The sequence below is a fragment of the Streptomyces angustmyceticus genome, from assembly GCF_040701845.1.
Classification (GTDB): Bacteria; Actinomycetota; Actinomycetes; order Streptomycetales; family Streptomycetaceae; genus Streptomyces; species Streptomyces angustmyceticus_A.
The window spans coordinates 649,724-675,062 of record NZ_JBFBHQ010000002.1 but is presented as its reverse complement, the minus strand read 5'-3'; the positions used below and the strand labels follow the sequence as shown (position 1 = coordinate 675,062).

Annotated in this window: 22 protein-coding genes; 15 read left to right on the top strand and 7 right to left on the bottom strand. The window is 72.5% G+C overall.

Features of this window, described 5'->3' with window-relative positions; all coding sequences use genetic code 11:
- The first annotated feature begins 134 nt into the window (after positions 1-134).
- From AB0411_RS06950 to AB0411_RS06940, 3 genes are all read left to right on the top strand, one after another.
- Positions 135-1,331 carry an acyltransferase family protein gene (locus tag AB0411_RS06950; protein ID WP_366416188.1) on the top strand — a complete coding sequence of 399 codons (1,197 nt, stop codon included), beginning with the start codon at positions 135-137 and terminating at the stop codon, positions 1,329-1,331.
- A 163-nt stretch (positions 1,332-1,494) separates the two neighbouring features.
- A complete protein-coding gene (locus tag AB0411_RS06945) occupies positions 1,495-2,553 on the top strand; it encodes a class I SAM-dependent methyltransferase (protein ID WP_366416187.1) in 1,059 nt (352 codons plus the stop codon).
- A gap of 190 nt (positions 2,554-2,743) precedes the next feature.
- Complete coding sequence (locus AB0411_RS06940; protein WP_366416186.1) at positions 2,744-4,033, top strand: glycosyltransferase; 1,290 nt, start codon at positions 2,744-2,746, stop codon at positions 4,031-4,033.
- Between the two features lie 174 nt (positions 4,034-4,207).
- Here the strand turns inward: AB0411_RS06940 and AB0411_RS06935 are convergent, their stop codons facing one another.
- The gene (locus AB0411_RS06935) at positions 4,208-5,143 is read right to left on the bottom strand and encodes an alpha/beta fold hydrolase (protein WP_403146676.1); all 936 of its coding nucleotides are present in this window, start codon (positions 5,141-5,143) and stop codon (positions 4,208-4,210) included.
- A 100-nt stretch (positions 5,144-5,243) separates the two neighbouring features.
- Here AB0411_RS06935 and AB0411_RS06930 point away from each other — a divergent pair, with 100 nt between their 5' ends.
- From AB0411_RS06930 to AB0411_RS06915, 4 genes are all read left to right on the top strand, one after another.
- On the top strand, positions 5,244-5,852 hold the full coding sequence (locus AB0411_RS06930; protein ID WP_366416184.1) for a TetR/AcrR family transcriptional regulator: 609 nt from the start codon (positions 5,244-5,246) through the stop codon (positions 5,850-5,852).
- Positions 5,853-6,037: 185 nt separating this feature from the next.
- On the top strand, positions 6,038-6,802 hold the full coding sequence (locus AB0411_RS06925) for an ankyrin repeat domain-containing protein (RefSeq protein WP_366416183.1): 765 nt from the start codon (positions 6,038-6,040) through the stop codon (positions 6,800-6,802).
- 222 nt (positions 6,803-7,024) lie between these two features.
- The gene (locus AB0411_RS06920) at positions 7,025-8,512 is read left to right on the top strand and encodes a PLP-dependent aminotransferase family protein (RefSeq protein WP_366416182.1); all 1,488 of its coding nucleotides are present in this window, start codon (positions 7,025-7,027) and stop codon (positions 8,510-8,512) included.
- A 310-nt stretch (positions 8,513-8,822) separates the two neighbouring features.
- Positions 8,823-9,101, top strand: coding sequence for a hypothetical protein (locus AB0411_RS06915; protein WP_366416181.1), 279 nt, complete (start codon positions 8,823-8,825; stop codon positions 9,099-9,101).
- A gap of 132 nt (positions 9,102-9,233) precedes the next feature.
- On the opposite strand, the gene AB0411_RS06910 is transcribed toward AB0411_RS06915, so the two are convergent.
- Positions 9,234-9,860 (bottom strand): alpha-ketoglutarate-dependent dioxygenase AlkB, encoded by a 627-nt coding sequence (locus AB0411_RS06910; RefSeq protein ID WP_366416180.1) that lies wholly within the window; start codon positions 9,858-9,860, stop codon positions 9,234-9,236.
- Positions 9,861-10,040: 180 nt separating this feature from the next.
- Between AB0411_RS06910 and AB0411_RS06905 the strand changes: the two genes are divergently transcribed.
- The 3 genes from AB0411_RS06905 to AB0411_RS06895 all read left to right on the top strand — a co-directional run bounded on the left by AB0411_RS06905 (position 10,041) and on the right by AB0411_RS06895 (position 12,702).
- Positions 10,041-10,799 carry an IclR family transcriptional regulator gene (locus AB0411_RS06905; protein ID WP_366416179.1) on the top strand — a complete coding sequence of 253 codons (759 nt, stop codon included), beginning with the start codon at positions 10,041-10,043 and terminating at the stop codon, positions 10,797-10,799.
- A gap of 106 nt (positions 10,800-10,905) precedes the next feature.
- Entirely contained in the window at positions 10,906-12,147 is a 1,242-nt protein-coding gene (locus AB0411_RS06900) for a PP2C family protein-serine/threonine phosphatase (protein WP_403146670.1), read from the top strand.
- A 135-nt stretch (positions 12,148-12,282) separates the two neighbouring features.
- A complete protein-coding gene (locus tag AB0411_RS06895; RefSeq protein ID WP_366416178.1) occupies positions 12,283-12,702 on the top strand; it encodes a PPOX class F420-dependent oxidoreductase in 420 nt (139 codons plus the stop codon).
- A gap of 134 nt (positions 12,703-12,836) precedes the next feature.
- On the opposite strand, the gene AB0411_RS06890 is transcribed toward AB0411_RS06895, so the two are convergent.
- Both AB0411_RS06890 and AB0411_RS06885 read right to left on the bottom strand, forming a co-directional pair.
- Entirely contained in the window at positions 12,837-13,718 is an 882-nt protein-coding gene (locus tag AB0411_RS06890; RefSeq protein ID WP_366416177.1) for a SigB/SigF/SigG family RNA polymerase sigma factor, read from the bottom strand.
- Between the two features lie 130 nt (positions 13,719-13,848).
- Positions 13,849-15,357 (bottom strand): hypothetical protein, encoded by a 1,509-nt coding sequence (locus AB0411_RS06885; protein ID WP_366416176.1) that lies wholly within the window; start codon positions 15,355-15,357, stop codon positions 13,849-13,851.
- Positions 15,358-15,422: 65 nt separating this feature from the next.
- Between AB0411_RS06885 and AB0411_RS06880 the strand changes: the two genes are divergently transcribed.
- The 5 genes from AB0411_RS06880 to AB0411_RS06860 all read left to right on the top strand — a co-directional run bounded on the left by AB0411_RS06880 (position 15,423) and on the right by AB0411_RS06860 (position 20,053).
- On the top strand, positions 15,423-16,169 hold the full coding sequence (locus AB0411_RS06880; RefSeq protein ID WP_366416175.1) for a TetR/AcrR family transcriptional regulator: 747 nt from the start codon (positions 15,423-15,425) through the stop codon (positions 16,167-16,169).
- Between the two features lie 119 nt (positions 16,170-16,288).
- Complete coding sequence (locus AB0411_RS06875; protein WP_366416174.1) at positions 16,289-17,182, top strand: Vgb family protein; 894 nt, start codon at positions 16,289-16,291, stop codon at positions 17,180-17,182.
- Between the two features lie 157 nt (positions 17,183-17,339).
- Positions 17,340-18,629 (top strand): PP2C family protein-serine/threonine phosphatase, encoded by a 1,290-nt coding sequence (locus AB0411_RS06870; RefSeq protein WP_437041433.1) that lies wholly within the window; start codon positions 17,340-17,342, stop codon positions 18,627-18,629.
- A 175-nt stretch (positions 18,630-18,804) separates the two neighbouring features.
- Positions 18,805-19,647, top strand: coding sequence for a DUF1206 domain-containing protein (locus AB0411_RS06865; RefSeq protein WP_366416172.1), 843 nt, complete (start codon positions 18,805-18,807; stop codon positions 19,645-19,647).
- Between the two features lie 79 nt (positions 19,648-19,726).
- Positions 19,727-20,053, top strand: a complete 327-nt coding sequence (locus AB0411_RS06860) for a hypothetical protein (protein ID WP_366416170.1) — start codon at positions 19,727-19,729, stop codon at positions 20,051-20,053.
- A 140-nt stretch (positions 20,054-20,193) separates the two neighbouring features.
- Here AB0411_RS06860 and AB0411_RS06855 read toward each other — a convergent pair whose 3' ends face one another.
- The 3 genes from AB0411_RS06855 to hglS form a co-directional block, all read right to left on the bottom strand.
- Entirely contained in the window at positions 20,194-21,996 is a 1,803-nt protein-coding gene (locus AB0411_RS06855; protein WP_366416169.1) for a M28 family peptidase, read from the bottom strand.
- A 355-nt stretch (positions 21,997-22,351) separates the two neighbouring features.
- Entirely contained in the window at positions 22,352-23,881 is a 1,530-nt protein-coding gene (amaB, locus tag AB0411_RS06850; RefSeq protein WP_366416168.1) for an L-piperidine-6-carboxylate dehydrogenase, read from the bottom strand.
- Positions 23,882-23,926: 45 nt separating this feature from the next.
- Positions 23,927-25,318 carry a 2-oxoadipate dioxygenase/decarboxylase gene (gene hglS / locus AB0411_RS06845; protein WP_366416167.1) on the bottom strand — a complete coding sequence of 464 codons (1,392 nt, stop codon included), beginning with the start codon at positions 25,316-25,318 and terminating at the stop codon, positions 23,927-23,929.
- Between the last annotated feature and the right edge of the window lie 21 nt (positions 25,319-25,339).

Sequence of the window (25,339 nt, the reverse complement as noted above, 5' to 3'; positions counted from 1 at the left end):
GCGCGACGGGCCGCCCATTCCTCCGCACGGGCCGGATCAGCCGTTCCCCCGATCCCCCGGCGACCCCACCCGCGCCTCTCCCCGCATGTGCGTGGTCGTCACGGGCCTGGGCGTTCCCTCGCAGGAGGCCTCTCGTGCACGATCTCCCCAGACCGTCGTCCCGGTCCACCGCCACGGCCGGCCGCGTCGTCGGCCGCATCGGCGCGGAGGGGCCGTCGGCGAAGGGCGGCACACGCCCCGGCCGTCCCCAGCGGCTGCCTTCCCTGACCGGGCTGCGCTTCGCGGCCGCGGGCGGGGTCGTCTTCACCCACAGCTCCCTGCTGGTCGATCCTCACCTCGCTCGGACCCTCGGGCCCGAGGTGTGGGTGGGGGCGAGTGCGGTGTCGCTGTTCTTCATTCTGAGCGGCTATGTGCTGACGCATTCCGCCCGCCCGACCGACACCGCCCGCGCTTTCTGGCGACGGCGTGCCGCCAAGATCCTGCCCAATCATGTCCTGACCTGGTGTGTGGTGATCGGTGCGCTCGCCTGTGCCGGAGCGGCCGCCGCCACGCGCGCCTCCGCATGGCCGGCGAACCTCGCCAGTCTCTTCCTGGTGAACACCTGGGTGCCCAGTCAGCGTTTCCTCTCCGCGGGCAACCCGGTTTCCTGGTCGCTGGCCGCCGAAATGTTCTTCTATCTCCTCTTCCCGCTGCTCCTGCCATGGGTCAAACGGCTGTCGATCCGGGGGCTGTTGATCGGTGCGGGAACCTCCGTGGCCGTCGTCTGGATCTGCCCGGCGCTCTACGAGTTCGTCCTCCATCCGGGCGGCCCGTCGTTCCCCGGATACTGGTCCTTGTACATGCTGCCGGTCACGCGGCTGCCCGAATTCGTCCTCGGCATGTTGCTGGCCCGTATTTCCGCGACGGGAATGCGGATTCCGCGGATCGGTGTGCTCCCGGCGGCGCTGGGCGTCATCAGCACGATCGTGGTGAACAGTGCGCTCCTGCCGCACAGCTTCCTGTACGCGGCCTCGACCGTGGTGCCGCTGGCCGTGCTCGTCCATGCGACCGCGGAGCTGGACCTGCGCGGCAGGAGGTCGCTGCTGCGCGCGCCCGCCCTGGTGTTCCTCGGTGAGATCTCCTACGCCATGTACCTCGTCCATTTCCTGGTGCTGGGCCTGATGTACCTGGCCCTGACGGGTCAGGGATGGAGCAACCTCTCCGTGGTGCTGGCCGGCCTTCCCGTCGTACTGCTGACCTCGTGGCTGCTGTACGCGGGCGTGGAACGGCCGTGTGTGCGGCGCTTCTCCGTGTCGCGCCGGGCGCGTGCGCGTACCGCCACGACTTCGTGAACACGCCCGCTCTCTCCGGTGGTGCCCGCGGTGCGTGCCCGCCCTTCGGAGCCCCCCCGGCACGCCCCGCCCGCCCGGCGTTCCGGGTCCGCCCTCCGCACCGGTGCCGGCGCACCCCCCTCCGGACCACCTCCAGGACTACCTCGGAAAGAGGCCCCCCATGATGAGTACGCGAAGCGCGCAGATCGCCGCCCACCGGCCCCGATACCAGGACGAACTGGCCCGTGGGCTGGACCGGTTCTTCGAACCACGGCGCACCACCTGCCCCTGGTGCAGCTCCTCTCGGCTGCGCGGGCACCTGCGCACCACCGACCATCCCCAGCACAAACCGGGGACGTTCGCCCTCGACCAGTGCCGCAGTTGCGGGCATGTGTTCCAGAACCCCCGGCTGAGCGCGGACGGGCTGGATTTCTACTACCGCGACTGTTACGACGGCCTGGGCGAGGCGACGATGGCACGACTGGCCGGTTCGCCCCTCGCGGTACGGCTCTACCGGGCCCGCGCCCGCGCCCTGCTCCCGTTCGGCCGCCCGTTACGCTGGCTGGACGTGGGCACCGGTCACGGCCACTTCTGCGCCGAGGCCCGCAGGATCCACCCGGACACCCACTTCCACGGGCTCGACTGGGGCGAGGGCGTCGAGATCGCCGCACGCGAGGGCCGCATCGCGCGGGCCTACCGCGGCTCCTTCGTCGGGATGGCGGGCCAACTCGCCTGCCAGTACGACGTCGTGAGCATGCACCACTACCTGGAACACACCCTGGCGCCACGGCAGGAACTGGCCGCCGCCCACACCGCGCTACGGCCCGGAGGGCATCTCCTGGTGGAGGTGCCCGACCCGGAATCGACCTCCGCCCGGCTGCTCGGCCAGTGGTGGGGCCCGTGGCTCCAGCCGCAGCATCTGCACTTCGTCCCCCTGGACAACCTGTGTGGCGCACTGGCCGAGCAGGGGTTCACCGTCGTGGCCACCGACCGGCAAGAGCCCCATGTCCCCACGGATCTGACGTCGGCGGCGGTGAACCTGCTCAAGTCCGTTCTGCCGAGCGAGGATCTGCCCTGGCTGCCCGAGCGGCCGGGACCGCTCAGCCGCTGGGTCCGCCGGCTGGGCCTGCTGGCCGTCGCCCCCGTGCTCGTCGTCCTCATAGGGCTCGACACAGCGCTGGCCCCGCTCACCCGGCGCACCCGGCTGTCCAACGCCTACCGGGTGGTCGCACGCCGCGACTGACCGCGGCGCCGAACCGCCCGCGGAGGCGCCCCGCTGCCCCTGAGGGAACGCCGCCCGGCCCTCGTCCACCACACAACTGCGGTTGCTTTCCCGCACGTTCGGCTGAACAAGAACTTCCTCGGTACACCACCCGAGTGAAGCCGAGCGCGGCCGGAATCATCGCAGCCGACGAAACGGAACACTGCCGACCATGCACATCCTGATCGCTACCGCAGGTTCGCACGGGGACGTGGCTCCTTACACCGGCCTGGGGACCCGGCTGCACCGCGCCGGGCACCGGGTGGTGATGGCCACACACGAGCGCTCGGCCGGGCTGGTGCGCCGCAGCGGCCTGGGCTTCCACCCCCTGCCGCTCGACCGGTACGCCACGTCCGCAACGGACGACCCGCAGGGGCGGGAACGGGGGAAGACCGCCGGCCTCTCCAAGGTCGAACAGATGAAGCTGGCACGGGAGTTGGCGCCGGAGATGGCCGACGCGGTGACGGGCGCCTGCGCCTCGGGAGCCGACGTCCTCCTGTTCTCCAGCAGCCTGGCGCCCCTGGGGCTGGTGGCGGCGGAGGGTCTGCGACTTCCCAGCATCGGCGTGTTCTTGCAGCCCCTGGAGCCCACCCGGGAGTTCCCGCCGGTCATCTTCGACATGCCGTCGTGGGGCCCGTTCGCCAACCGGGCCCTGGGACAGTGTGCCCAGTCGTTGCTGGCCCGGGCCTTCGCACCTGGGGTGCGTCATCTGCAGCGCAGGCTGGGCGTGACGCCGGAGGCTCTGGCCCGGCGTCGGGCGACATGGCCCGTCCACCACGGTTTCAGTCCGGCGGTGGTGCCCCGGCCCGCCGACTGGCGGCCGGGCATGGAGGTCGCGGGCTACTGGTGGCCGTCGGAGCCCCCCGACTGGACGCCGGATTCCCGGCTGGCCGATTTCCTCCGGGCCGGCCCGCCGCCGGTGTTCGTGGGTTTCGGCAGCATGGCGCCGAGCGATCCGGAACGGCTCGGACGCCTCCTGGTACGCGCCCTGCGGATCGCCGGGGTGCGCGGCGTCGTCCAGTCGAGCTGGGCCGGTCTGTCGGTCGAGGGGGACGAGGTCCTGACGGTGGGCGAGGTCCCGCACGCCCGGCTGTTTCCGCAGATGGCAGCCGTGGTCCACCATGCGGGGGCCGGCACCACGGCCGCCGGTCTGCGCGCGGGCGTGCCCGCGGTCCCGGTGCCGATGATGCTGGACCAGCCCTTCTGGGCGGCACGGCTCATCTCACTCGGCGTCAGCCCCGGATCGGTCCCCTTCCAGCGGCTGACGGCGGAGAATCTCGCGGCCGCGGTGCGGAAGGCCGTGCACGACCCCCGATACGGCCGTCGCGCCCGGCAGGTGGCGGCGCTGCTCGCCACGGAGGACGGCGCCGGCCGGGTGCTGGCGGCGGTGGAGCAGTTGGCCGGAGGCGACAGCAATGGGGGCCGAGGAGGCGGCGCGGAGGGCCAAGACCCGGGGCGCTGAGGCCGCTTGACGCGTGTCGGCGGGCATGAGCACGGATCCGCACGCGTCGCCGCGGACGGCACTCGGAGCCGCCGGGCCGACCGATCCGGACCGTCCGGCGCCTGAAGGTCCGAGCAGCCGGCCGCCGACCGGCCCGGCCGCCCCGCCCTCCCCCGTCAGGCCGGCGCACGCACCTCAGTCGAGGGAGGCCATGAAACTCACCATGCGGTCGTTGACCGCTTCCGCGTGGTCGATCTGGGGTCCGTGACCGGTGTCGGCGACGATCTCGACGCGGGCGCCGGGCACCAGGCGCGGGACACGCTCCTGCTGCCGTCGCGGATGCACCAGCAGGCTCCGCTTGCCGAGCAGCAGGTGGAGCGGGGTACGGATGCGGCGCAGCTCCGCTTCGCTGAGGGGGAGCGGCGCGGGGCGGCGGATGCGGTAGGCGCGCACGCCCAGCCGCACCATCGCGCGCAGTTCCGGCACCACCAGGACCGGCTGGTCGAGCCAGGCGGCCAGGCGTGGGCGCAGCGCTTTCGGCGCGCAGGTCGCGAAGAGGCTGACGAAGATCCAGACGAAGAACCGGAGTCCCACCTTCTCCAGGCCACCGGGGTCCAGCAGGGTGATGGAGGCCAGTCGGCCGGGCCGGTGCAGTGCCTGGTTCAGGGCGAGCCAGCCGCCGTAGGAGGACCCGACGAGGTGGACGCGGTCGAGTCCGAGTCCTTCGAGGGCCTCGTCGAGCCACTGTGCGGCACGTTCGGGCTGGTGGATCGGTTCGCGGTGCACGCTGCGGCCCGGGTCGCCCGGGGTGTCGAGCGCATAGACCGGGCGCTGCGCGCTCAGGGCGGCGACGTTCGGGTACCACTGCGAGGAGTTGCCGCCGGCGCCGTGCACCAGGACGGCGGGGGTGCGGGCCGCGGCGCCGGGGTCCGTCGGCGCGTAGTGGTAGACGTGCGTGGTCCCGAAGCGGGTCTCCACGTCGCACTCCCCGCTCGGGGCCGGCCCCAGGGCGTAGACGGCGTCGCACGCGGCGAAGTAGCGGTCGCGCACGGCCTCGTTCACATAGCGGCCGACGGCGCGGTCGCGGTCGCGCGTCGTGGTGTCGGGCACAGCAGGCCACCTCCGGCTCATCAGGTTTAGTGGTACCACCGTATCACCAAAGTGGTACAGCGGTACCATGTAGCCGATCCCGCAGGCCGGACGGAACGAACGAGGCGGAGGGCACGGGCTGATGCCGAAGCGCGTGGACCACGAGGAACGGCGCACCCAGATCGCGGAGGCGCTGGTCCGGGTCGCCGGGCGGCGCGGACTGCACGCCATCGGGATGCGCGATGTGGCGGCCGAAGCAGGAGTGTCCCTGCGGCTGGTGCAGTACTACTTCGAGACCAAGGAGAAGCTGCTGCTCCATGGACTGCAGCAGCTGACCACCGGGTTCGGCGCCCGCATCGCCGACCGGGTCCGGGCCGTCGGCGAGGCACCCGGACCGCGCGAGACGATCGAGGCCGTGCTCCTCGAAGCGCTCCCCACCGACGAGGAGACCCGGACCTTCCACCTCGTCTACACCTCCTACGCCGTGCTCTCCGTGACGGACGAGGCCCTGGCCGCCCAGCCGTTCATCGACGGCCCCAATGCCGCCGAGGAACTGGTGGCCAGCCAACTGGAGCGGGCGCGCGACGCCGGCCTCACCGCGCCCGACATGGACGTGCGCACGGAGGCGATCAGCCTCCTCGCCCTGTCCGCGGGCCTGGGCACCAGCGTCCTGGTGGGCCAGCGCACCCCGGAGGCCGCCACGGCGGTCCTCCGCCACCACCTGGACCGGCTCTTCCGGAACCGCGGGTGAACCGGCCCCGCCGGCAGGCCGCTTGAGGCATCGGCGGCCCCGCTCGACCTGCCGGACGCCCCGGCTCCGGAATTGCGTCGACACCCTAGGATCCCGGAACTAGCCTCGACCTCCGGGAGCACCCTGCGCGTCTCTTCCCGGAGCACCTGCGCACGAGCGATGACGCTCCCGAGGAAGGAACGTGCATGACCGAGGCGTTGACGCGGCGACTCATCGCCGCCGTCTACGAGGACGAGGTGGACCGGGCGGCGGCGCTCCTGCGACAGGGCGCTTCCCCGTCCGCACCGGACCCCGGCGGGGAGACGCCGTTGTACCTCGCCGCGGTCGGTGGGCACACGGAGATGGTGAGGCTGCTCCTGGAAGCGGGCGCCGCACCCAATGCGGAGAGCAGGGGAGCGCCGGGAAGCGAAGGCCTGCCGCTGTGTGCGGCGGCGGCCTGGGACCACTGGGAGGCGGTGCGCGAACTGCTGGCCCATGGCGCCGACCCCGACCGGCGGGAGGACGACGGCACGTCCTGCACACCCCTGATGTGGGCGGCCTCCGGCGGCCACCACCACACCGCCCGCCTCCTGCTCGAAGCGCGGGCCGACCCCGACGCGGACCAGGGCGGGCGCACCCCGTTGATGGCGGCGGCCGAACGGGGATCGATCGCGGTGGTGCGGGCCCTGCTGCACCACGGCGCCGACCCTCATCGCACCGATGCAGAGGGGCGTACGGCAGAGAGCCTCGCCCGCGAGAAGTGCGGCAAGGACCTCGCACACGAGCTGCGGGGGCAGGCGCGCACCGCCCCCGACGACAAGTGCGTGATCCTGCGCAGCCCCCGCCCCGAGGGCACGGAGCTGATCGAGGTCACGATCAGCGCACCGGACGGAAGAGGCGGGGCCACTTGGCAGGCGGAAACGGGGCACGCCGCGATCGTGGCGCTGCTGCAGGAGCACCAACGGGGTTGAAGCTCGTCGGCGGGGCGGCCCCGGGCGGCCTGCGTGGCCCCGTGCCGTCCCTGTCGCACGCCGGGTCGTCTCCCCCGCGGGCGGGGGCCGCCGGACCCGTGCGCCTCAAGACCCGTGCACCTCACCTGCCACGCCGCCCGGAGCCCATGCCGTGCACGGCCGTTGGGTCACGTCGGTAGAGTGACCGGCCCGGGGAACACGATCCATTTCCGGGAGATTCGTATGGCCGAGGCGCGTCCGTTCCGGCACGGGGAAGGGGCGGAGCGCAGCGACCGGACCGTGGGGAGCCGGCAGCTCGCCGCGATGCTTCCCGACCCGGCGCGGGCGCGTCCGGCCTACCGCCACCTGGCCCGGGCGATCAGCGTGCTGATCCTGGACGGGCGTCTCGCGCTGCACGTCAGGCTTCCCGCCGAACGGGAACTGGCCGCCGCCCTGAACACCAGCCGGGCCACCGTCACCGCCCTGTACGACCTGCTGCGCGAGAGCGGTTACGCACACAGCCGCCGGGGCTCCGGCACCTGGACGACCCTGCCGGAGGGCCGGGCCCCCAGCGGGATCACCCGGCTCCTCGGCCCCGAGGACACCGCGATCGACCTGGCCAGGGCCGCCCCCGGACTGCCGGAGCGGACCCTCGTCGACGCCCTCGCCCAGGTCGCCCCTCGCCTGGCCGAGCATGCGCACACTCCCGGCTACCACCCCTACGGGCTCCCGGAGTTGCGCGCCGCCGTCGCCGACCGGTTCACCCGTCGGGGGCTGGCCACCGTGCCCGAACAGATCCTGGTGACCGCCGGCGCCCAGCACGCGCTCACACTCGTCCTGGGACTGCTGTGCCGCCCCGGTGACCGGGTCATGGTCGAGAACCCGTCGTACCCGAACGCGCTGGAGGCCATCCGCCGCGCCCGGCTGCGCACCCTGTCGGTCCCGGTGACCGACACCGGCTGGGACATCGAGATCACCGAATCGACGTTCCGCCAGTCGGTCCCCCGACTCGCCTATCTGATCCCCGACTTCCACAATCCGACCGGCTGCCTCATGCCCGACGACGAGCGCGTCCGCATCCTGCGCGCCGCGGGACGTTGTGGTGCCTGGCTGGTCGTCGACGAGACCCTGGCCGACCTCGCGCTCGACGTCCCCGCCCCACCGCCCTTCGCCTCCCGCACCACGCCCGGCGGAGCCGGCCGGGTCATCACCATCGGCTCGATGAGCAAGACGCATTGGGGCGGTCTGCGCATGGGCTGGCTGCGCGCCCCCGCGCGGCTGGTCACCGAACTCGCCGGGCAGCGCGTCGCCACCGACATGGGCGGCTCGGTCCTGGACCAGCTGCTGGCCCTCTCGTTGCTGGACCGCGCCGGGGAACTGCTGCCGCCCCGCCTGGAACAGCTGCGCCGGCAGCGCGAGGCGCTGGGTGCGGCCCTGGCCGAGCACGTGCCGCAGTGGACATGGCACCTGCCGCCCGGCGGGCTGTCGTTGTGGGTCGACCTCGGCGCGCCGATCGCCTCGGCGCTGGCCGACCGGGCCCTGGACCACGGGGTGCGGATCGAGGGCGGCGCACACTTCGCCCCCGACCCGGGCCTGTTCGAACAACGGATGCGCATCCCGTACACCACCTCCCCCGACACCCTGCGGGACGCCGTGCACCGCATGGCCACCGCCCTCGCCGAAGGCCCGGTACCGTCGTGGACCAGCCGGCGGGAGCACTGGGTCGTCTGAGCCGCCCGCCTCGGACACGCTTCCGAGCGGGCCCGTCGGGGGCGGAACCGCCACCCGGTGCGCGCCGCCCCGGAGTTGGCGTCCTCCCCCGAGCTCCCGCAACGCCGCCCGACCTCACCGTGACCACCGGGCGACGATCTCACCCCTCCGGCCACATTAGTCCGATAATTACTCTGTTTCGCCATTCTTCTTGATTGTGTAAAGCCTTTGGTGTTGGCCGGATTTGGTGGGCGTCGCGGGTGCATTCTCTGTCCTGCCCGGCCATCGGCGGGGCATCTCGCACCATGGCAATGCAGAAAGGCAATCCTCAATGACTGACGGATTCAAGCGCGCCATCGCCCTCGGCGCCGCCACCGTTGCCCTCGCCGGAGGCGCCCTCCTCTCTTCGGTGGGCGTCGCCTCGGCCGCGCCGTCGCACCCCGGAGACCACTCGCCCACGCGACACATCGACAGGGGCCGGTGCCACATGGTCCACGGGCACTGGACCCGCACCTGGCACCCGGCCTGGCGTGACCACCACGGCGTGCGTCACCACGGCTACTGGACCCGTACCTGGCACCGGGAGCACCTGGTCTGCCACCGCCACTGACCGCACCCCCTTTTGCAGGGCCTCCGAGTCGACACGGACTCGGGGGCCCTGCCCCTTTGTGCACACCGATGTGCGCATGCCGAGACCTCACCCGGATCCGCGACGGCCCCGCGGCGGAAGGAAGGGCCGGCGTCAGCGCACGCCGTGCGGCCGGAACTGGATGCTGATCCGCGGCCCCGCCGCGTGTGCGGTCTTGGGGATGGCGTGTTCCCAGGTCCGCTGGCAAGAGCCCCCCATCACGAGCAGGTCGCCGTGCCCGAGCGGGTGCCGTACGGCGTGCCCGCCGCCCCGCGGGCGGAGCAGCAGATCGCGCGGCGCCCCCACGGACAGGATGGCGACCATGGTGTTCTCGCGCCTGCCGCGCCCGATCCGGTCGCCGTGCCAGGCGACGCTGTCGCGGCCGTCCCGGTAGTAGCAGAGTCCGGCGGTGGTGAAGGGTTCGCCGAGTTCGGTGGCGTAGTGGGCGGAGAGCGCGTCCCTCGCCTCGTCGAGTACGGGGTGCGGCAGCGCGTCGTCGGCGCGGTAGAAGGACAGCAGCCGCGGTACGTCCACCACCTGCTCGTACATCCGCCGGCGCTCGGCCTGCCAGGGCACCTCGGCGGCGAGCCGCGCGAACAGGGCGTCGGCCCCGCCGAGCCACCCGGGCAGCAGGTCGAGCCAGGCCCCGTCGCCGAGCTCGGTCCTGCGCAGCCCGCCCAGCGGGCCGAGACGGATCTCGTCGGCCTGGTCGAAGAGCGAGCCCTGGAGGTGCATGGCCATGGTGTCAGGGTACCCAATAATCGAATGTGTGTTCTGTGCGCCGTTGCGCGCCGGGGCGCTCGGCTCCGTCGGTCCGGCGCGCGGCAGCCACCGCGCGCGCACCCGCCGGCGCTACGCCTCCGCGAGCGCCCGCCCCGGGCCGGCCTTGCCTGCGCGGGGCGCCGGGCGCACGCTGAAGACATGGGCAACGGAGACGGCCCTACGCTCATCACTTCCGTCCAGCGGGCCTTCCGCCTGATGGAGGCCGTGGGTGCGCACGAGGGCGGCGCACCGGCGAAACAGCTGGCACGCGAGACGGGGCTGCCGCTGGCCACCACGTATCACCTGCTGCGCACGCTGGCTCACGACGGGTACGTCCGGAAGCTGGCGGACGGCGGTTTCGTCCTGGGCGACCGGCTGGAGACCCTGCATGCCGGCGGGCAGGGGCAGGCGCTGCTCAACCGGGTCCGCCCCGCACTCACGGCACTGCGGGACGATCTGTCGGCCGCCGCCTACCTGACCTTCTACGAGGACGGCGAGATCCGCGTCGCCGAGATCGTCGACGGCCCCCGGGCGCCCCGGGTCGATCTCTGGGTGGGGTTCGAGGACGCCGGGCACGCCACGGCGCTGGGCAAGTGCGTCCTGCGTGAACTGGACGACGAGGCCCGGGACGACTATCTCTCCCGCCACCCCCTCGCCGACCTCACACCCCGCACCATCACCGGCCGTGCCGAACTGCTCCGCAAGCTCCACACCCTGCCCATGGCGCCGCTGGTCACGGACATGGAGGAGTACGCGCTCGGCACGTTCTGCGTCGCGGTGCCGGTCTACAGCGGTCAGACGCTCGGATCCCTGGGCGTCTCGCTCCGGGCCGACCGGGTCTCCCGTATCGATGAGGTCCGCAACCGGCTGCTGCCGACCGCGAGCCGTGTGACCAGGGGACTCTCGCTCACTATCTGAAATCCCGGCCCTTGCCGCTCCCCCGCAGATGCCGCTTTCCTTGAGGAAACGGACATTTTTGACTGTGTCAGTGCACTGAGTAGGGAAGCGAGCCCCAAACCACTCCATGCGCCAAGCCCGGATCCATCACCAGGACCGCCACCGGCCGCGGTGGCAGCTGACGAACCCGTTCTCCGCCCTGCGGGAAGCCGTCCGACACCTCGTCCAGCCCCGGGGCGACGGGGCGGCCGGTGCGGCAGGCGCTCGCCGGCACTGCACCTCCGGCGTGCCGGTGCTGATCATCGCGGCCGTGGCGGTCCTCGCCTTCTCCGGCGGGACCGGTATGAGCTGGCTGCCGCTGCTCGCCGTGGGCCCCGCGCTGGCCGCGGCCACCAGCGGGCCGTGGGGGGTGCTCCGGATCGGTGTCCTGGCGGTGGCCCTGGGTGCGGCGCTGGGTGTGCACGGTGGGGCGCCGGGCGCCGAGCAGGCGATCGTCCTGTCCACGCTGTCCGCCGTGACGCTGGCCAGCGGTCTGGCCAGCGCCCTGCGCAGGCGCCGCGAACAGGTGCTGGCAGCCGTGCGCTCCGTCGCCGAGGCCGCCCAGCACGCCTTCCTCAAGCCGGTGCCGGCGACGGTCGGGCACTTCCAGACGGCGGTCCGCTACAGCGCCGCCGCTGCCGAGGCCCGGGTCGGCGGGGACCTGTACGCGCTGGTGCCGACGCCGTACGGGGTCCGGCTGATCGTGGGCGATGTCCGGGGCAAGGGGCTGCCGGCGGTGGGCATCGCCGCGCTGGTCCTGGGCGTGTTCCGGGAAGCTGCCTACGACGAGCCCGACCTGCTCGACGTGGTCCACCGGATCGAGCGGAGCCTCGCCCGCAACCTCGGCCCCGACGACTTCGTCACCGCGGTACTGGCCGGGTATCCGGAGGCCGACCGTATGGAGCTGGTCAACTGCGGGCATGCCGCTCCGCTCCTGGTCCACGACTCGGGTGTGCTGCCCGTCGAGCCGGTCCGTCCGGCCCCGCCCCTGGGCCTGCGGTCCCTGGCCGGCGAGGCCCCCGCGCTCCAGGAGATCTCCCTGTCCGACGGCGACCAACTACTCTTCTACACCGACGGGGTGACCGAGGCCCGCGACCACCAGCGGGAGTTCTATCCGCTCGTGGAACGGCTGTCCCGGCACCTGTCGGAGGAGCCCTCCCGCACCCTCGCCGCGCTGCACGAGGACCTGCTGGCGCACGTGGGCGGCGAGCTGCACGACGACGCCGCCATGCTCCTGCTGCGGAAGCCGGCCGGCAGCGCGTCGGCGGCACCGCAGGAGGCGGAACCGCTGCCCGGACGGTGCTGCTCCCCCCGGGTGGCCGCCGAATAACAGGGCCTCGGCGGAGGTGTGCGGTGTGGCGGCGAAGCGCGAGACGGATGCCGGTGGTGAGCTGAGTACAGTCGATCATGTTGGCCGTTCCGGACGGCCGACGGCACCGTACGCACGTACTGAGGAGCGCCTCGTATGTCGAAACCACCCCTTCCCGATGCAGCAGTCGCCATGTTGGGCAAGGCGAATCCGGCCGTCATCACGACGCTGCGGCCGGATGGGCAGCCGGTGTCCACGGCCACCTGGTACCTCTGGGACGACGGCCGGATCCTGGTCAACATGGATGAGGGCCGCAAACGGCTGGAGCATGTCCGCAACGACCCGCGGGTCTCGCTGACCGTGCTGGACGAGGGCAACTGGTACACACACCTCAGCGTCGTCGGCCGGGTCGCCGCATTCCGTGACGACGAAGGGCTCGCCGACATCGACCGGCTCGCACGGCAGTACCTCGGCAAGCCGTACCCGCAGCGGGACCGCCGCCGGGTCAGTGCCTGGATCGAGATCGACCGCTGGCACGGCTGGGGCAGCATGAAGGACAGCAGCCAGGCGGGCTGACGACGGCGGGGCCGGCCCTCCCTCCCCCGCCGGCGCGGTACGGCGGCGGTCGCAGGCCGGTCGTCCGCCCGCCTCGCTCCCGCGGAACGGCGCGCGCCGGAAGCGGATGCCCCGTGGCCCCCACAGCGCGGGCGTCACCTCTCGGCCAGGAGTCCCTTGCGCAGGGTGGCACAGGCACGGGTCAGCAGGCGGGAGACGTGCATCTGGGAGAGGCCGAGCTCCTTGCCGATCTCGGCCTGCGTCATCTCCTCCCCGAAGCGCAGCTGAAGGAGGGTGCGGTCGCGGTCGTCGAGCTCGACCAGATGCGGCTTCAGGGCCTGGACGTCCTCCGCCAGGGCGAGGGCGGGGTCCTCGGTGCCGATGAGGTCGGCGACGAGTCCGGTCTCCCGCTTGCCGCCGGTCTGGATGGGCCGGTCTATGGAGTCGCTGTCGTAGCCGTTGCTGGCCATCAGCCCCTCCGCCACTTCGCCCTCCGGCATGTCCAGACGGGCCGCGAGGTCGGCGACGGTGGGCTCGTGGCCGCCCTCGCTCTCCAGCTCCTCCCGGGCGCGGGCCAGGTCGATGCGGAGTTCCTGCAGGCGCCGCGGCACCCGCACCGACCAGGTGGTGTCGCGGAAGAACCGCTTGATCTCGCCCTGGATGTAGGGGACGGCCAGCGTGGTGAACTCCACGTCGCGGGAGGGGTCGTAGCGGTCGATGGCCTTGATCAGGCCGATCGTCCCGACCTGCAGGACGTCCTCCGTGGACTCCCTGCGGCTGGAGAAGCGGCGGGCGACATAGCGCACCAGGGAGAGGTTCATCTCGATGAGGGTGTTGCGCGCGTACTGGTACTCGGGCGTCCCCTCCTCCACGTCGTGCAACCGCTCCAGGAACTGCCGGGACAACTCCCGTGCGTCGGAGGGCGCGACCCGCTGCGGGACCTGGATCTGCGGCAGCACCGTCGGAGCCGGAGCGGTGCTCTCCTTCGAGGTGGTCTGCGGCTCCGTTCCGGCGTTCAAGGTGCTGTTGCTGCTCATGCTCTTGGCTCCCGCCTGTTGCTGAGCCCCCGTCGGACGCTCCCCTACCCGACGCCGCCACGGGCATGTCCCGGTCGTTTGTCCTTCTTTGCCCGCGCCGCCGGGCAACCCTCGTGCCCGGCGGACCAGTTCAGTTCCGGGCCGGCGCCTCCGGCCCGGTGGACAGGAACAGTGGTGTGACCGAGGCGTGGAGGCGCACGGTGGCGCCGTCCGGTTCGACCGGGACGCGGCTGCCGAACGCGTCGAGGGCGTGGACCGTCGCATGGGGCCACGGCCAGTCGACGGGCGTCGCGGGTTCGTCCTCCCCGGTGAAGGTGTCCCCGGCCGTCCACAGGACGTGCAGCGGACCGCGGCCCGTGCGGGTCACCTCGAACGCGTACACCTCCGGCCGGGCGTCGGCCGCCAGGCGGCGGACCTGGGTGGTGCCGTCGAGACAGGCGGTGAGCAGGGCGAAGGTGTCGGCGGACGGGTGGCGCCGGGTGAGGGCGGTGCCCTCGTAGTCCATCAGGGCGAGCCTGCCGAACAAGAAGCCCATCATGTTCAGCCGGTCGCGGTAGCCCGGGATCTCGGGGGCCAGGTTCCAGCATGCCGTCCGGGTCACACCGGCGGCGAGGGCGAGGATGTTCCGGGTGACGAGCTGGCGGCAGTTGATCCGGTCCCGCTTCGCGGCCAGCTCGGTCGGACAGTCCTCCATGAACATCCGCAACTGCGGCGGGAGTTGGGCCGCGCCGGCGTAGAGCATCCGCATGGCCGCACGGTCGGGGGGCTCGTGGGATGCCTCGTCCGGGGACGCGGTCGCGGTCGACACCGCATCGGCTGCCGCTTCCGCGGGCCGCGTCTTCGGGGTGTCCCGGCCGGATTCCGCGAAGGCCGCCATCATCGTCTGCTGGAACGCGGCCTGGGCGTCGGGGAATTCGAAGAGTGTCGGCCCGTTGTACTCCCCCGCCACCACCGGCCGCTCGTAGCCGTGCCGGCGCATCATCCGGCGGACGGTCTCCACCTGCTCGGGGATGTCGTGCGGGTCGCCGTAGAGGTGGACGGAGAAGAGGTCGAAGGCGTCGCGGCCGTGTGCGAGGACGTGGTCGAAGAACTGCCGGGCCGGGCCGTCGGCGGGAGCGGCGAGGACGTCGTAGCCGCATCCCCCGAGGACGACCCGTGCCGCCGGGTCCGCGGCGCGCACCCGGCGGTGGAAGGCGGTGAGCTGCTCGACGTAGTCCGGCGCGGTTCCCGCCCACAGCAGACCCGTGTTGCTGGGCTCGTTGTTGCACTGCCAGTAGTGGACACGGCCCCGGCAGCGGCCCACCAGGTCGCCGACGAAGCGCTCGTACTGCCGCGGGTCGCGGGCGGGCGAGGACGGCAGGAAGCCGCTCGGGTGCCGGGTCGCCCACGGGGAGCTGGAGCACACGGTCACCCACACCTCGTCGGCCGGATCCAGCTGGCCGAGGATCGCGTCGACGACCGTCCAGTCGTAGCGTCCCGGCTCCGGTTCGACCTGGCCCCAGTAGACGTAGACCCGCACCAGGGTGCCGCCGAGCTTCCTCATCGCGGGCACAAAGCTGTCCGGCGTTCCGAACAGGCCGTAGCTGATGCCCCTGACGATGCCCAGACGCACCCCGGCCGGGGCGGCTGACTGACTCATGCGATCGATCTCCCTCGGCTTGCGTATATGGCATATACCTTAGCTTGATTCGATAAACTCGGTGCGTGAAGGAACATTCCAGCAGCTCACCGGCCCCTTTGATCTGGACCCAGCCCTCGCCGCAGCGGCGCCGCAGCCCCCTGGAGCGGGACGACATCGTGCGGGCAGCCGTCGCGGTGGCGGACGAGGGCGGGGCGCAGGCGCTGACGATGACGGCGGTCGCCAAGCGGCTCGGGCCCTACACACCGATGGCGCTGTACCGCTACGTCCTCAGCAAGGACGGCCTGGTCGACCTGATGCTCGACAGCGTCACGGCGGAGATCCCGGTGCCGGACGCGCCGGGCGACGACTGGCGCGCCGACCTGCACGCCCTGGCCACCGAGAGCTGGGCGATGGTCAAGCGCCACCTCTGGTACGCCCAGCTCATGCCCACCCGCCCGCCCTTGGGCCCGCACCTGATGCGCCGCACCGAGTTCCTCCTGCAGGTGCTGGTGGGCCAGGGCCTCCCGGTCGGCGAGGCCATGACCTATGCGGCCCTCCTGGACCGGCACATCCTCGGCAGCGCACAGCAGGAGGCGGAGGAGCTCGCCATGCGCCGCCGGTACGGACTCCACTCGCCGCAGCAGCTCGGCGAGGCCATCACCGCCGCCCGCGCGCTGGCCGCCGAGGGCGGGCGCCACCCCCTGCTCACGGAGTGGATGACCGCCCCCTCGGGAGCCGGGATGGACGAGCAGTTCGCGCTCAGCCTGGCGTTCCTCGTCGAGGGCATCGCGGCGCGCCTGCCGGGCCGGGACGCGCCTGCGGGCGGGTAGCGGCGGGGTCGCGCCCGGAAGATCGCGCCCAGAATTCCGTTGCGCGTGCGGCGGGACCCGTGAGAGTCTCTTAATGCAACATCCGTTGCAGTAAAGAGCTTCCAGGGAAGAGCCAGCCGATGTCCCGCCGCACCGTCTCGTTCGAGGAGATTCCGGTCTCCGACGCCCACGCAGGCCCCTACACCCTCACCACGGGCCCCGACGACGCCCTGTGGTGCACCTTGGTCCACGCCGGTCGGATCGCCCGCCTGGCGCCGGACGGCCGGCTGGACCACTACGCACTCGACTCCGCTTCCTGCGGGCCCGCCGTCATCACCCCGGGACCCGACGGAGCGCTGTGGTTCACCCGGAGCCAGGACGGCCGGATCGGACGGATCACGGTCGACGGGAAGGCGACCTCGTTCGCCCTGCCCGATCCCGGCTGCGGCCCGTTCGGCATGGCGTCCGGCCCGGACGGCGCCCTGTGGTTCACCCAGCTGCACTCCGACCGCATCGGGCGAATCGACACCGACGGCCGGGTCACGGAGTTCCCGCTGCCCCTCACCGGCGCCTTCCCCTCCGCCCTGACCACCGGCCCCGACGACGCCCTGTGGTTCACCCTCAACCAAGCGCACGCGATCGGCCGCCTCGGACTCGACGGCGACCTCACCCTCCACCGGCTCCCGACCGACAACGCCGCGCCGGTCGGCATCACCTGCGGCGCGGACGGCGCGCTCTGGTTCGTCGAGATAGGCGCCGGCCGGATCGGCCGGATCACCACCCGCGGACGGATCGACGAGTTCCCCCTGCCGGACCCGGCGTGCCGGCCGCACGCAATCGTCACCGGCCCGGACGGCACCTGCTGGTTCACCGAATGGGGCGCCAACCGCATCGGCTCCCTCACTCCCGAAGGCCGTATCGAGGAGTACGACCTGCCGACCCCCGATGCGGAACCGCACGGCCTGGCCTTCGGGACCGACGGCACGCTGTACGTGGCACTGGAGACCGGCGCGATCGCCCGGATGACGCCCTGAGCCCCTTGTCGGTGTCACCATCGAGAGCACAGGCAGCGCCGCTGGGAGCAAGGGCGACCGACGGTGCCGCCGTAGGGACAGCACACGGGGCGAAGGCTCGGCGAGCTGCGATCCGAGGAGAGGTGCCGGCATGAGCAGTCCAGACGCCCGGGCCCGGATGCTGGGTGACCTGATCGCCGCCAGCCATGTGATCACGCTGGAGCAGCTGCCGGACCTGGTCGTCAAGCATGCGGCCCGGGTCGGCTGGCCGGGGGTGCTGGTCTACCTGGCCGATCTGCAGCAGGACGTCCTGTGCCTGCTCGCCGGCCGTGGCCCCGGCGCCGGCGGCGGGGCCACGGCGCCGCCGGACGTGGTGCGGGTGGAGGGCACCCTCGCCGGGCGGGCGTTCCAGACCGGGGGCATCGTCGGGGGCCCCACGACCGAGGCGGGGCACTGGTGGGTTCCGCTGCTCGACGGCACCGAGCGGCTGGGCGTCCTGCGCGCCTCGGCCGCGCCGGACACGGAGATGGACTCCCAGGCCGCCCTGGACCTGCGCAACCTCGCCGGGCTGATCGCCTTGATGATCGTCAGCAAACGGGGGGCGAGCGACACCTATGCCCAGCTGGTGCGGCGCCGGAGGATGAATGTGGCCGCCGAGATGGAGTGGCGCATCATGCCGCCGCGGACCTTCGCCACCGACCGGGTGCTGATCAGCGCGGTGATGGAGCCCGCCTACGAGGTCAGTGGTGATGTCTTCGACTACGCGATCGCCGACAAGACCGTGCATCTGGCACTCTTCGACGCCATGGGCCACGACACGGCAGCCGGGCTGACCGCGAACCTCGCGGTCGCCGCCAGCCGCAACCGGCGCCGGCAGAACGCCGGAATCCTGTCGATCGCCGAGGCCGTGGAACACGCCCTCGTGGAACAGTTCGGTTCGAGCCGCTACGCCACGGGCATCCTGGCCGAGCTGAACTCCGATACCGGCACGCTCACCTGGACCAGCCTGGGCCACCCCACTCCGGTCATCATCCGCAAGGGGCGCACCGCACTCAGCCTGACCTGCCCGCCCGCTCCTCCCATGGGCACCGACCTGGGGATGCTGCCCACCCTGAGCCGGGAGCAGCTGGAGCCCGGCGACCGCCTGCTGCTCTACACCGACGGCATCACCGAGGCCCGTAACCACGAGGGCCGGGAGTTCGGACTCGACGGCTTCACCGACTTCCTCATCCAGCACCATGCCGACGGGCTGCCCGTCCCGGAGACCCTGCGCCGCCTGATCAGGCGTCATCTCGCCTACCACGGCGGACGGCTCGGCGACGACGCCACGGTCCTGCTGCTGGAGTGGAGCGGCCCCACCCCCTACCGCCCCGCACGGGTCGAGGCCCTCGCCGGCCTCCCGGAGCACAGCACCGCCGAGCCGCCTCTCGCGACTCCCTGGGCCACACCCACCAGAGACGTCCTGTAGGGCGCCAGGGCACGGGTCCCCCGCAGGAGGCGGACGACGGGCCATGGGGGTCCCTCCTCCGGAGAAATCCGGAGTGCGTCCCCGGCGACGGGGCAGAAGCATCACGCTCTCGTCGGTCCCCGCGACCGGCCGGGTGCGCCCCGACGTCGGGGCAGAAGCCCTCTGGAGGTCACAGATGCCATCGACTACTGCGCTACCGCACATCGGACGACGCACCGCCCACCGCGCCGCCCGCAGCCCGGCGGTCCGGGCCGCGGCACGATGTGGGTTCGCGGCCCGGGGCGTGATCTACCTGCTCGTGGGCGTGCTGGCGCTGCGGATCGCCTTCGGCGACAGCGGTGAGCAGGCCGACCGGGGCGGAGCGCTGGCCGAGATCGCCGCCCGGCCGTTCGGCAGCGTGCTGATATGGGCGCTCGGCCTGGGGCTGGCGGGGATGGCGCTGTGGCGGCTGTCCGAGGCGGCCTTCGGCGCGGCGGGGCCCGAGGGCCACAAGACCGGGACGCGGCTGCTCTCGCTCGCCCGCTGCGTCTTCTACGCCGTGGTGTCGTTCTCCGTGCTGTCCTTCGCGGCGGGGGAGAAGGGCAGCGGCAGCGGGGCGAGCGACCAGCAGTCCCGGGATGCCACGGCCGGCGCGCTGAATCTGCCCGGCGGCCCCTGGCTGGTGGCCGCGGCGGGAGTGGGCATCGCCGTGGCCGGAATCTGGATCGCGGTGCGGGCCGCGCTGCGCTCGTTCCACAAGCACCTCGACCGGAGCGGGATGTCGCGGCCCGTCAGGCGCGGGGTCGATGTCCTCGGCGTAGCGGGCGGTGTCGCCCGCGGCGGGGTGTTCGCGGTTGCCGGCATCTTCGTCGTCAAGGCCGCGGTGACCTACGACCCCGACCGCGCCAAGGGCATGGACGACACGCTCCGCTCCCTCGCCGACACCTCGGCCGGCCCCTGGCTGCTGGCCGCGATCGCCGCGGGCCTGGCGCTGTTCGGCCTCTTCTCCTTCGCCATGGCCCGCTGGCGGAACATCTGAACCGGCGCCATCCGGCCGCCGTCCCGCAGAATCGTCCCAGGACGTCCGGCCCCTCCCCCACGACAGGAGCACCCTTCGCATGACCGAAACCCATCAGAACGCCCCGGCCGCACGCGCCGCCTACCGCGCCGAGGCCTTTGTGCGCAACGGCCGCTGGCACCTCGAAGTCGCCACTCTCGACAGCGAGCCCGACACCGGCGACACCGAGGCCCTGCTCGTCACGTTGTGGCCGGTCGAGGAGACGCCCGACGGCAGCGGCTTCCCCGCCGCGTCCCTCGGCGCGCAACTGCTCGACAACGGCTTCACCCTCGCCGACCCCGGGCAGGGCACCGGCGGCTGGACGCCCACCGGCGACCGGGGGCACTACGCCGCGTCGTGCTACGCGACGGACGAGGCGCCCGCCTGACCGGGCGGGCCGGCGAACGCAGGGAGACGGCACCGGAGGGGCGGGCGCGGGGCGCCCGCCCCTCCGGCCGTCGATCGGTCGGTCGGACCAGCCGGCAGCGGTGGACCGGTCGTGGGCGGCCGGCTCGGTCAGGCAGTCGGTCAGCCGGTCTGCAGGGTCGCGTCGTCGACGACGAAGCTGCTCTGCAGGCTGGAGTCCTCGGTGGCGGTGAAGGTCAGCGTGATCCGCTGGCCGGCGTACCGGCTCAGGTCCAGGGAGCGCTGGGTGTAGCCGCTCGACGCATCGGTGTTGGAGAGGGTCGTCAGGGTGGTGCTGCCCACCTTGACCTTGAAGGTGTCGTAGGCGGTGCGGTCGGTCTCGTCGGTGTCGATGTGCAGCCAGTACGTCAGGGTCACCCTGCTGCATCCGGCGGGCACGGTCACCGACTGGCCGAGGGAGTCGGTGGCGGAGGAGCCGTAGCCGCCGAGCCAGGCGAACCTGCTGCCGCTGTGGGCGGACTGGCCGGCGTGGGCGCCGATCGCGCCGGTGTCGCCGGTCCAGGGGGTGGTGCCGTTCTCGAACCCGCCGTTGGCGAGGAGCTGTTGGGTGGTGCAGCCTCCGGTGCCCTTGATCGTCAGGGTGTACGGCGTGGTGTGGGTGACGGACCCGGTGCCGGTGACGGTGAGGGGGTAGGTGCCGGGCGCCGCGCTCGAGGTCGTGGCGAGGGTCATGGTGGAGCTGCCGCCGGAGGTCACCGAGGCGGGGCTGAAGGAGACGGTCACACCGGCCGGAGCGCCCGAGGCCGACAACGTCACCGTCTGCGCGGACCCGCTGGTGGTGGCCGTGGAAAGGGTGCTGGTGGCCGAGGCCCCGGGGTCGACGCTGCCGGCGGCGGGGCCGGCGGTCAGGGAGAAGTCGTTCGCCGGTGCGGTGTCGGCGACGGCGACCTTCCACAGGGTGGCGGCGATGCCGTCGACGCTGCGGTTCAGTCCGGTGGCGTTGATGTTGCTGGTGGTGTCGCAGGACTGGTGGTAGCAGGAGTCGTAGGCGCGGTTCGCGGTGCCGCCCCACTTGGCCGCCTGTGCGGAGGTCTTCCGGGCGCTGGCGCCCATCGCGTATCCGGAGGTGGGGATGCCCGCCTGCTCGAAGGAGTAGTCGTCGGAGCGGCCGGCGCCCTCGGTGTTCTCCTCGGGCTGGAGGCCCAGCGAGTCCCAGTACGCCTTCATCGGCTGGGCGGCCGCCGAGGTCAGGTGGTTGATGAAGTAGCCGCCGTTGAGCGAGGCGATCATGTCGAAGTTGTAGTACGCCTTGATCTTCGAGCGCTCGGCGGAGGAGAGGGAGTTGACGTAGAAGTCGGAGCCGTTGAGGCCCTGTTCCTCATCCGTCCACCAGCCGAAACGGACGCGGGCCGCCATGGTGGGGTGCTGCTGCGCGAGGGTGAGCGCCGTCTCCAGCAGCGCGGCCGAGCCGGAACCGTTGTCGTTGATGCCCGGCCCCGCGCCCACGCTGTCGAGGTGGGAGCCGAACATGTACACGTTGCCGGCGTCGCCCTGCGGCCACTCGGCGATCAGGTTGGGGCCGGCGCCGGAGGCGCAGCCGGAGGTGCAGGGCTGCTCGGTGACGGTGTAACCGGCGGCCTGCAGCTTGGCCTTGGCATAGGCGACCGAGTCCCGGTAGCCCTGCCCGCTGGATTTGCGGGTGCCGCCGTTGCGGGTGGCGATGGCGTTCAGCTCGGTCAGATGCGCCTGGACCTTGGCCACGTCGATGTCGGGGGCCTCGGCGGCCCGGGTGCGGGCGGTGGCGTGGTGCGCAGCCCGGTCGACGGCCGATATCGCCGTGACGGGCGGGTGGAGCGGCTGGGCGGCCTGCGGGGCGGCCGCCGCGGTGGGGGCGAGGGGCAGCAGGGCTGCCTGGAGGGTGGCGGCGAGCGATACGCCGGCCACCGCGAGTCTTCGGAACACCATGGCTCCTTGAGGGGTAGGGAGTGCTACCGACGGAGGTTCTGGTGGAGCGCCGGGTCTTCGCGGTGTCGTCGTCCTGCCGGCTTCGGCCCCGTGGGGCGGCGTCCGCACGGCGGAAGGGCGACATGTCCATGACCCAGGCCGCCGTACCATCACACCGCGGCACCCACCGCGTCAACGGATGTCCCGGTGCAGCGCCGTGTTTGACGAAAAACGGCAGGTGGCGCCCGATAACCGGGCACTTGGCCGGGTCCGCGGGCGGTTTCGGACGCCCCGGGCACGACGAACCCCCGCCCTGCGCACGGCAGGACGGGGGCGGTCGAGGACGTTTCGGTGCGGGCGCGGGCCCGTCCGGCGCCTAGAGGAAGCTGACGTTCTGGGCGAGGGCGAGGCGGCTGGAGTAGTTGATGGTGTTGGTGGCGGAGCGCATGTAGGCGCGCCAGGCGTCGGAGCCGGACTCGCGGCCGCCGCCGGTCTCCTTCTCCCCGCCGAAGGCCCCGCCGATCTCGGCGCCGGAGGTGCCGATGTTGACGTTGGCGATGCCGCAGTCGGAGCCCTCCGCGGACAGGAAGAGTTCGGCTTCCTGCTGGTCGCGGGTGAAGATGCTGGACGAGAGGCCCTGCGGGACGTCGTTGTGCAGGGCGATGGCCTCCTCCAGGGTCTCGTAGGTCTGCACGTACAGGATGGGGGCGAAGGTCTCCTCGCGGACGACGTCGGTCTGTTCGTCGACGCGGACGATGACCGGTTCGACGTATCCGGCCCGGGGCGCGGCGTCGGCGAGGCGCCGGTTGCCGCCCGCGAGGATCTTGCCGCCCTCGGCCTGCGCCCGGGTGAGGGCGTCCTGCATGGTGTCCAGGGCGGTGGTGGAGATCAGCGGGCCGACGAGGGTGGCCTCGTCGAACGGGTCGCCGATGGGGAGCTTCTGGTAGGCGGCGGTCAGCCGTGCGATGAGGGTGTCGGCGATGTCCCGGTGGACGATCAGACGCCGCAGCGTGGTGCAGCGCTGGCCCGCGGTGCCGGCCGCGGCGAAGACGATGCCCTGTACGGCGAGGTCGAGGTCGGCGGAGGGGGTGACCACGGCCGCGTTGTTGCCGCCGAGTTCGAGCAGGCTGCGTCCGAAGCGGGCGGCGACGCGGGGGCCGACCTCGCGTCCCATGCGGGTGGAGCCGGTGGCGCTGATCAGCGCGATACGGGGGTCGTCGACGAGCTTCTCGCCGAGGGTGCGGTCGCCCAGCAGCAGGCGGTGCACATCGCGGGGGGCGCCGACGTCCTCGGCGGCCTGTGCCAGCAGCCGGTCGCAGGCGAGCGAGATCAGCGAGGTGAGCTCCGAGGGCTTCCAGATCACGGTGTCACCGCAGGCCAGCGCGACGGCGGTGTTCCACGACCACACCGCGGCGGGGAAGTTGAACGCGGAGATCACGCCCACCACTCCGAGCGGGTGCCAGGTCTCGGCGAGACGGTGGCCGGGGCGCTCGGAGGCGATCGTGCGGCCGTAGAGCTGGCGGGACAGGCCGACGGCGAAGTCGCAGATGTCGATCATCTCCTGGACCTCGCCGAGCGCCTCGGAGCGGATCTTGCCCGCTTCGATGGTGATGAGATCGGCCAGCTCGCCCTTGTGGTCGCGCAGCAACTCGCCCAGGCGGCGCACCAGTTCACCGCGGCGGGGCGCGGGGGTGGTGCGCCAGGTGAGGAACGCCTCGCGGGTGGCGGCGACGGCCTCCTCGGTGTCGGCGGCGGTGGCCGCGCGCAGGCCGAACAGGTCCTCGCCGGTGATCGGGCTGCGGGCGGCGAAGTCGTCGCCCTCCGGGACGGTGACGCCGAGGGCGGCGAGGCTGCCGCGGGCACGGGTGCGCAGGTCCTCGGTGGTGGGGAGGATGGTGCGGGTCATGGTGCTCCCTAGGGGTGTGGAGGGGTGCGGGTGGCGGGCCGGGGGTCAGACGGGCGTGCCGTCGAGACCGAGTTCGCGGGTGACCTGCCCGAGGGAGCGGTTCTGCTGCTCCTCGTAGAGGTCGAAGGGGTCCAGGACGTCACGGCCCAGGACGCCGGAGAGCCAGGCGCTGTCGTAGGCGGCCCCCTGCTGGTCGTTGTTCCGGGAGCCCTCCTCGCTGAGGTTGGACTGGAAGATGCCGGCCGCCGAGCGGGGCAGGAAGTCCTCGTAGACGAGGGGTTCGGCCCGGATCCAGCCCTGTTCCAGCAGGTCGCCGAGCCCGGCGGGCGGCCGGCTTCCGTCGCGCGGCCGGTCGGGCGCGACGTGGTAGGTGAAGTGCGCCAGGCCCTGTGCGGCGAGCCCCTGCTCGCTGTCGGGGATCTCCTGTGCCCACAGGTCGCGGGCGAGTCGGTCCCGGTCGGGCCGGGGCAGGCCTGCGGCCTCCTCGTCGACGCGGGCGAGCAGCCGGTCGTAGCGGGCCCGGCCGGTACGGCTGAGGGCGATACCGCGGGCCTCGACCTCGCCGAAGCGCACCCGCAGGGCCCCGCTGATCACGCTGCCGTCCGGGGTGCGCAGGGCACGGGGCTCGGCGAGCGCACGGAAGGAGGTCTGGCGCAGCAGGACGTCGGGGCCCTTCCAGCGGGGCGGCCCCTGAATGGTGTCGATCATCTCGATGCCGCGCTCGGTCATCCGCCGGTACAGCTCGTCGATGTCCAGGACGCGCGGGGTGAGGTGGTTGATATGGGTGCTGCGGACGCCGCCGATGTCCGCGGCGACGGCGGAGACCCGTTCCAGCGTGCTGTACCAGGCCTGGTCGACGGGCTCGGGGGACAGCTCGAAGGCCCGCACGGCGAGGTGGAGGAACCGTTCGGCATCCGCCTCGGACAGTTCCCCGGCGCCTTCCGCACGGTCGGCGAGGTCCAGCAGTTCCGGCGGGAAGAGCTCACGGCCGGCGAGGAAGTTCTCCAGACGGGCCCGCAGTTCGGGATCGAAGAACCGGGGGTCGGCGGGGGTGAGCAAGGAGGTGAAGACGCGGAAGGGGTTGCGGGCCAGCTCCTCGCCGTCGACGGGGCGGAACGCGGTCGACACGACGGGGACCGCGCTGGCGGCGGCTTCCCGCAGGTCGTAGAAGCCGACCGGGCGCATGCCGAGGGCTCCGAAGACGCGGGCGACCTGGCGGAGTTCCTCCGGCGTGCCGACGCGGATGGCGCCGTGCCGCTCCGCGGTCACCCGGCCGATGGAGCCCAGGCGCTCGGCGTCGGCGCCCTGGGCCTTCAGCACGTCCTCGTTGACCTCGCGGGAGACGTCCACGAGCGTGGTGTAGGCGGGCACTTCCCGCCCGTACATGTCCGAGAGCCGCTGGGCGAACGCGGCGCGCAGGTGCCACTGGCTGATCATCGGCAGGTCGTCCTTCCGTCG

What these genes read in the sequence shown, in the direction of transcription:
- AB0411_RS06945 (WP_366416187.1), top strand. Translation starts at nt 1,495, where the DNA reads ATGAGTACGCGAAGCGCGCAGATCGCCGCCCACCGGCCCCGATACCAG.
- AB0411_RS06940 (WP_366416186.1), top strand. Translation starts at nt 2,744, where the DNA reads ATGCACATCCTGATCGCTACCGCAGGTTCGCACGGGGACGTGGCTCCT.
- AB0411_RS06935 (WP_403146676.1), bottom strand. Translation starts at nt 5,143, where the DNA reads ATGAGCCGGAGGTGGCCTGCTGTGCCCGACACCACGACGCGCGACCGC.
- AB0411_RS06930 (WP_366416184.1), top strand. Translation starts at nt 5,244, where the DNA reads ATGCCGAAGCGCGTGGACCACGAGGAACGGCGCACCCAGATCGCGGAG.
- AB0411_RS06925 (WP_366416183.1), top strand. Translation starts at nt 6,038, where the DNA reads ATGACCGAGGCGTTGACGCGGCGACTCATCGCCGCCGTCTACGAGGAC.
- AB0411_RS06920 (WP_366416182.1), top strand. Translation starts at nt 7,025, where the DNA reads ATGGCCGAGGCGCGTCCGTTCCGGCACGGGGAAGGGGCGGAGCGCAGC.
- AB0411_RS06915 (WP_366416181.1), top strand. Translation starts at nt 8,823, where the DNA reads ATGACTGACGGATTCAAGCGCGCCATCGCCCTCGGCGCCGCCACCGTT.
- AB0411_RS06910 (WP_366416180.1), bottom strand. Translation starts at nt 9,860, where the DNA reads ATGGCCATGCACCTCCAGGGCTCGCTCTTCGACCAGGCCGACGAGATC.
- AB0411_RS06905 (WP_366416179.1), top strand. Translation starts at nt 10,041, where the DNA reads ATGGGCAACGGAGACGGCCCTACGCTCATCACTTCCGTCCAGCGGGCC.
- AB0411_RS06900 (WP_403146670.1), top strand. Translation starts at nt 10,906, where the DNA reads ATGCGCCAAGCCCGGATCCATCACCAGGACCGCCACCGGCCGCGGTGG.
- AB0411_RS06895 (WP_366416178.1), top strand. Translation starts at nt 12,283, where the DNA reads ATGTCGAAACCACCCCTTCCCGATGCAGCAGTCGCCATGTTGGGCAAG.
- AB0411_RS06890 (WP_366416177.1), bottom strand. Translation starts at nt 13,718, where the DNA reads ATGAGCAGCAACAGCACCTTGAACGCCGGAACGGAGCCGCAGACCACC.
- AB0411_RS06885 (WP_366416176.1), bottom strand. Translation starts at nt 15,357, where the DNA reads ATGAGTCAGTCAGCCGCCCCGGCCGGGGTGCGTCTGGGCATCGTCAGG.
- AB0411_RS06875 (WP_366416174.1), top strand. Translation starts at nt 16,289, where the DNA reads ATGTCCCGCCGCACCGTCTCGTTCGAGGAGATTCCGGTCTCCGACGCC.
- AB0411_RS06870 (WP_437041433.1), top strand. Translation starts at nt 17,340, where the DNA reads ATGCTGGGTGACCTGATCGCCGCCAGCCATGTGATCACGCTGGAGCAG.
- AB0411_RS06865 (WP_366416172.1), top strand. Translation starts at nt 18,805, where the DNA reads ATGCCATCGACTACTGCGCTACCGCACATCGGACGACGCACCGCCCAC.
- AB0411_RS06860 (WP_366416170.1), top strand. Translation starts at nt 19,727, where the DNA reads ATGACCGAAACCCATCAGAACGCCCCGGCCGCACGCGCCGCCTACCGC.
- AB0411_RS06855 (WP_366416169.1), bottom strand. Translation starts at nt 21,996, where the DNA reads ATGGTGTTCCGAAGACTCGCGGTGGCCGGCGTATCGCTCGCCGCCACC.
- amaB (WP_366416168.1), bottom strand. Translation starts at nt 23,881, where the DNA reads ATGACCCGCACCATCCTCCCCACCACCGAGGACCTGCGCACCCGTGCC.
- hglS (WP_366416167.1), bottom strand. Translation starts at nt 25,318, where the DNA reads ATGATCAGCCAGTGGCACCTGCGCGCCGCGTTCGCCCAGCGGCTCTCG.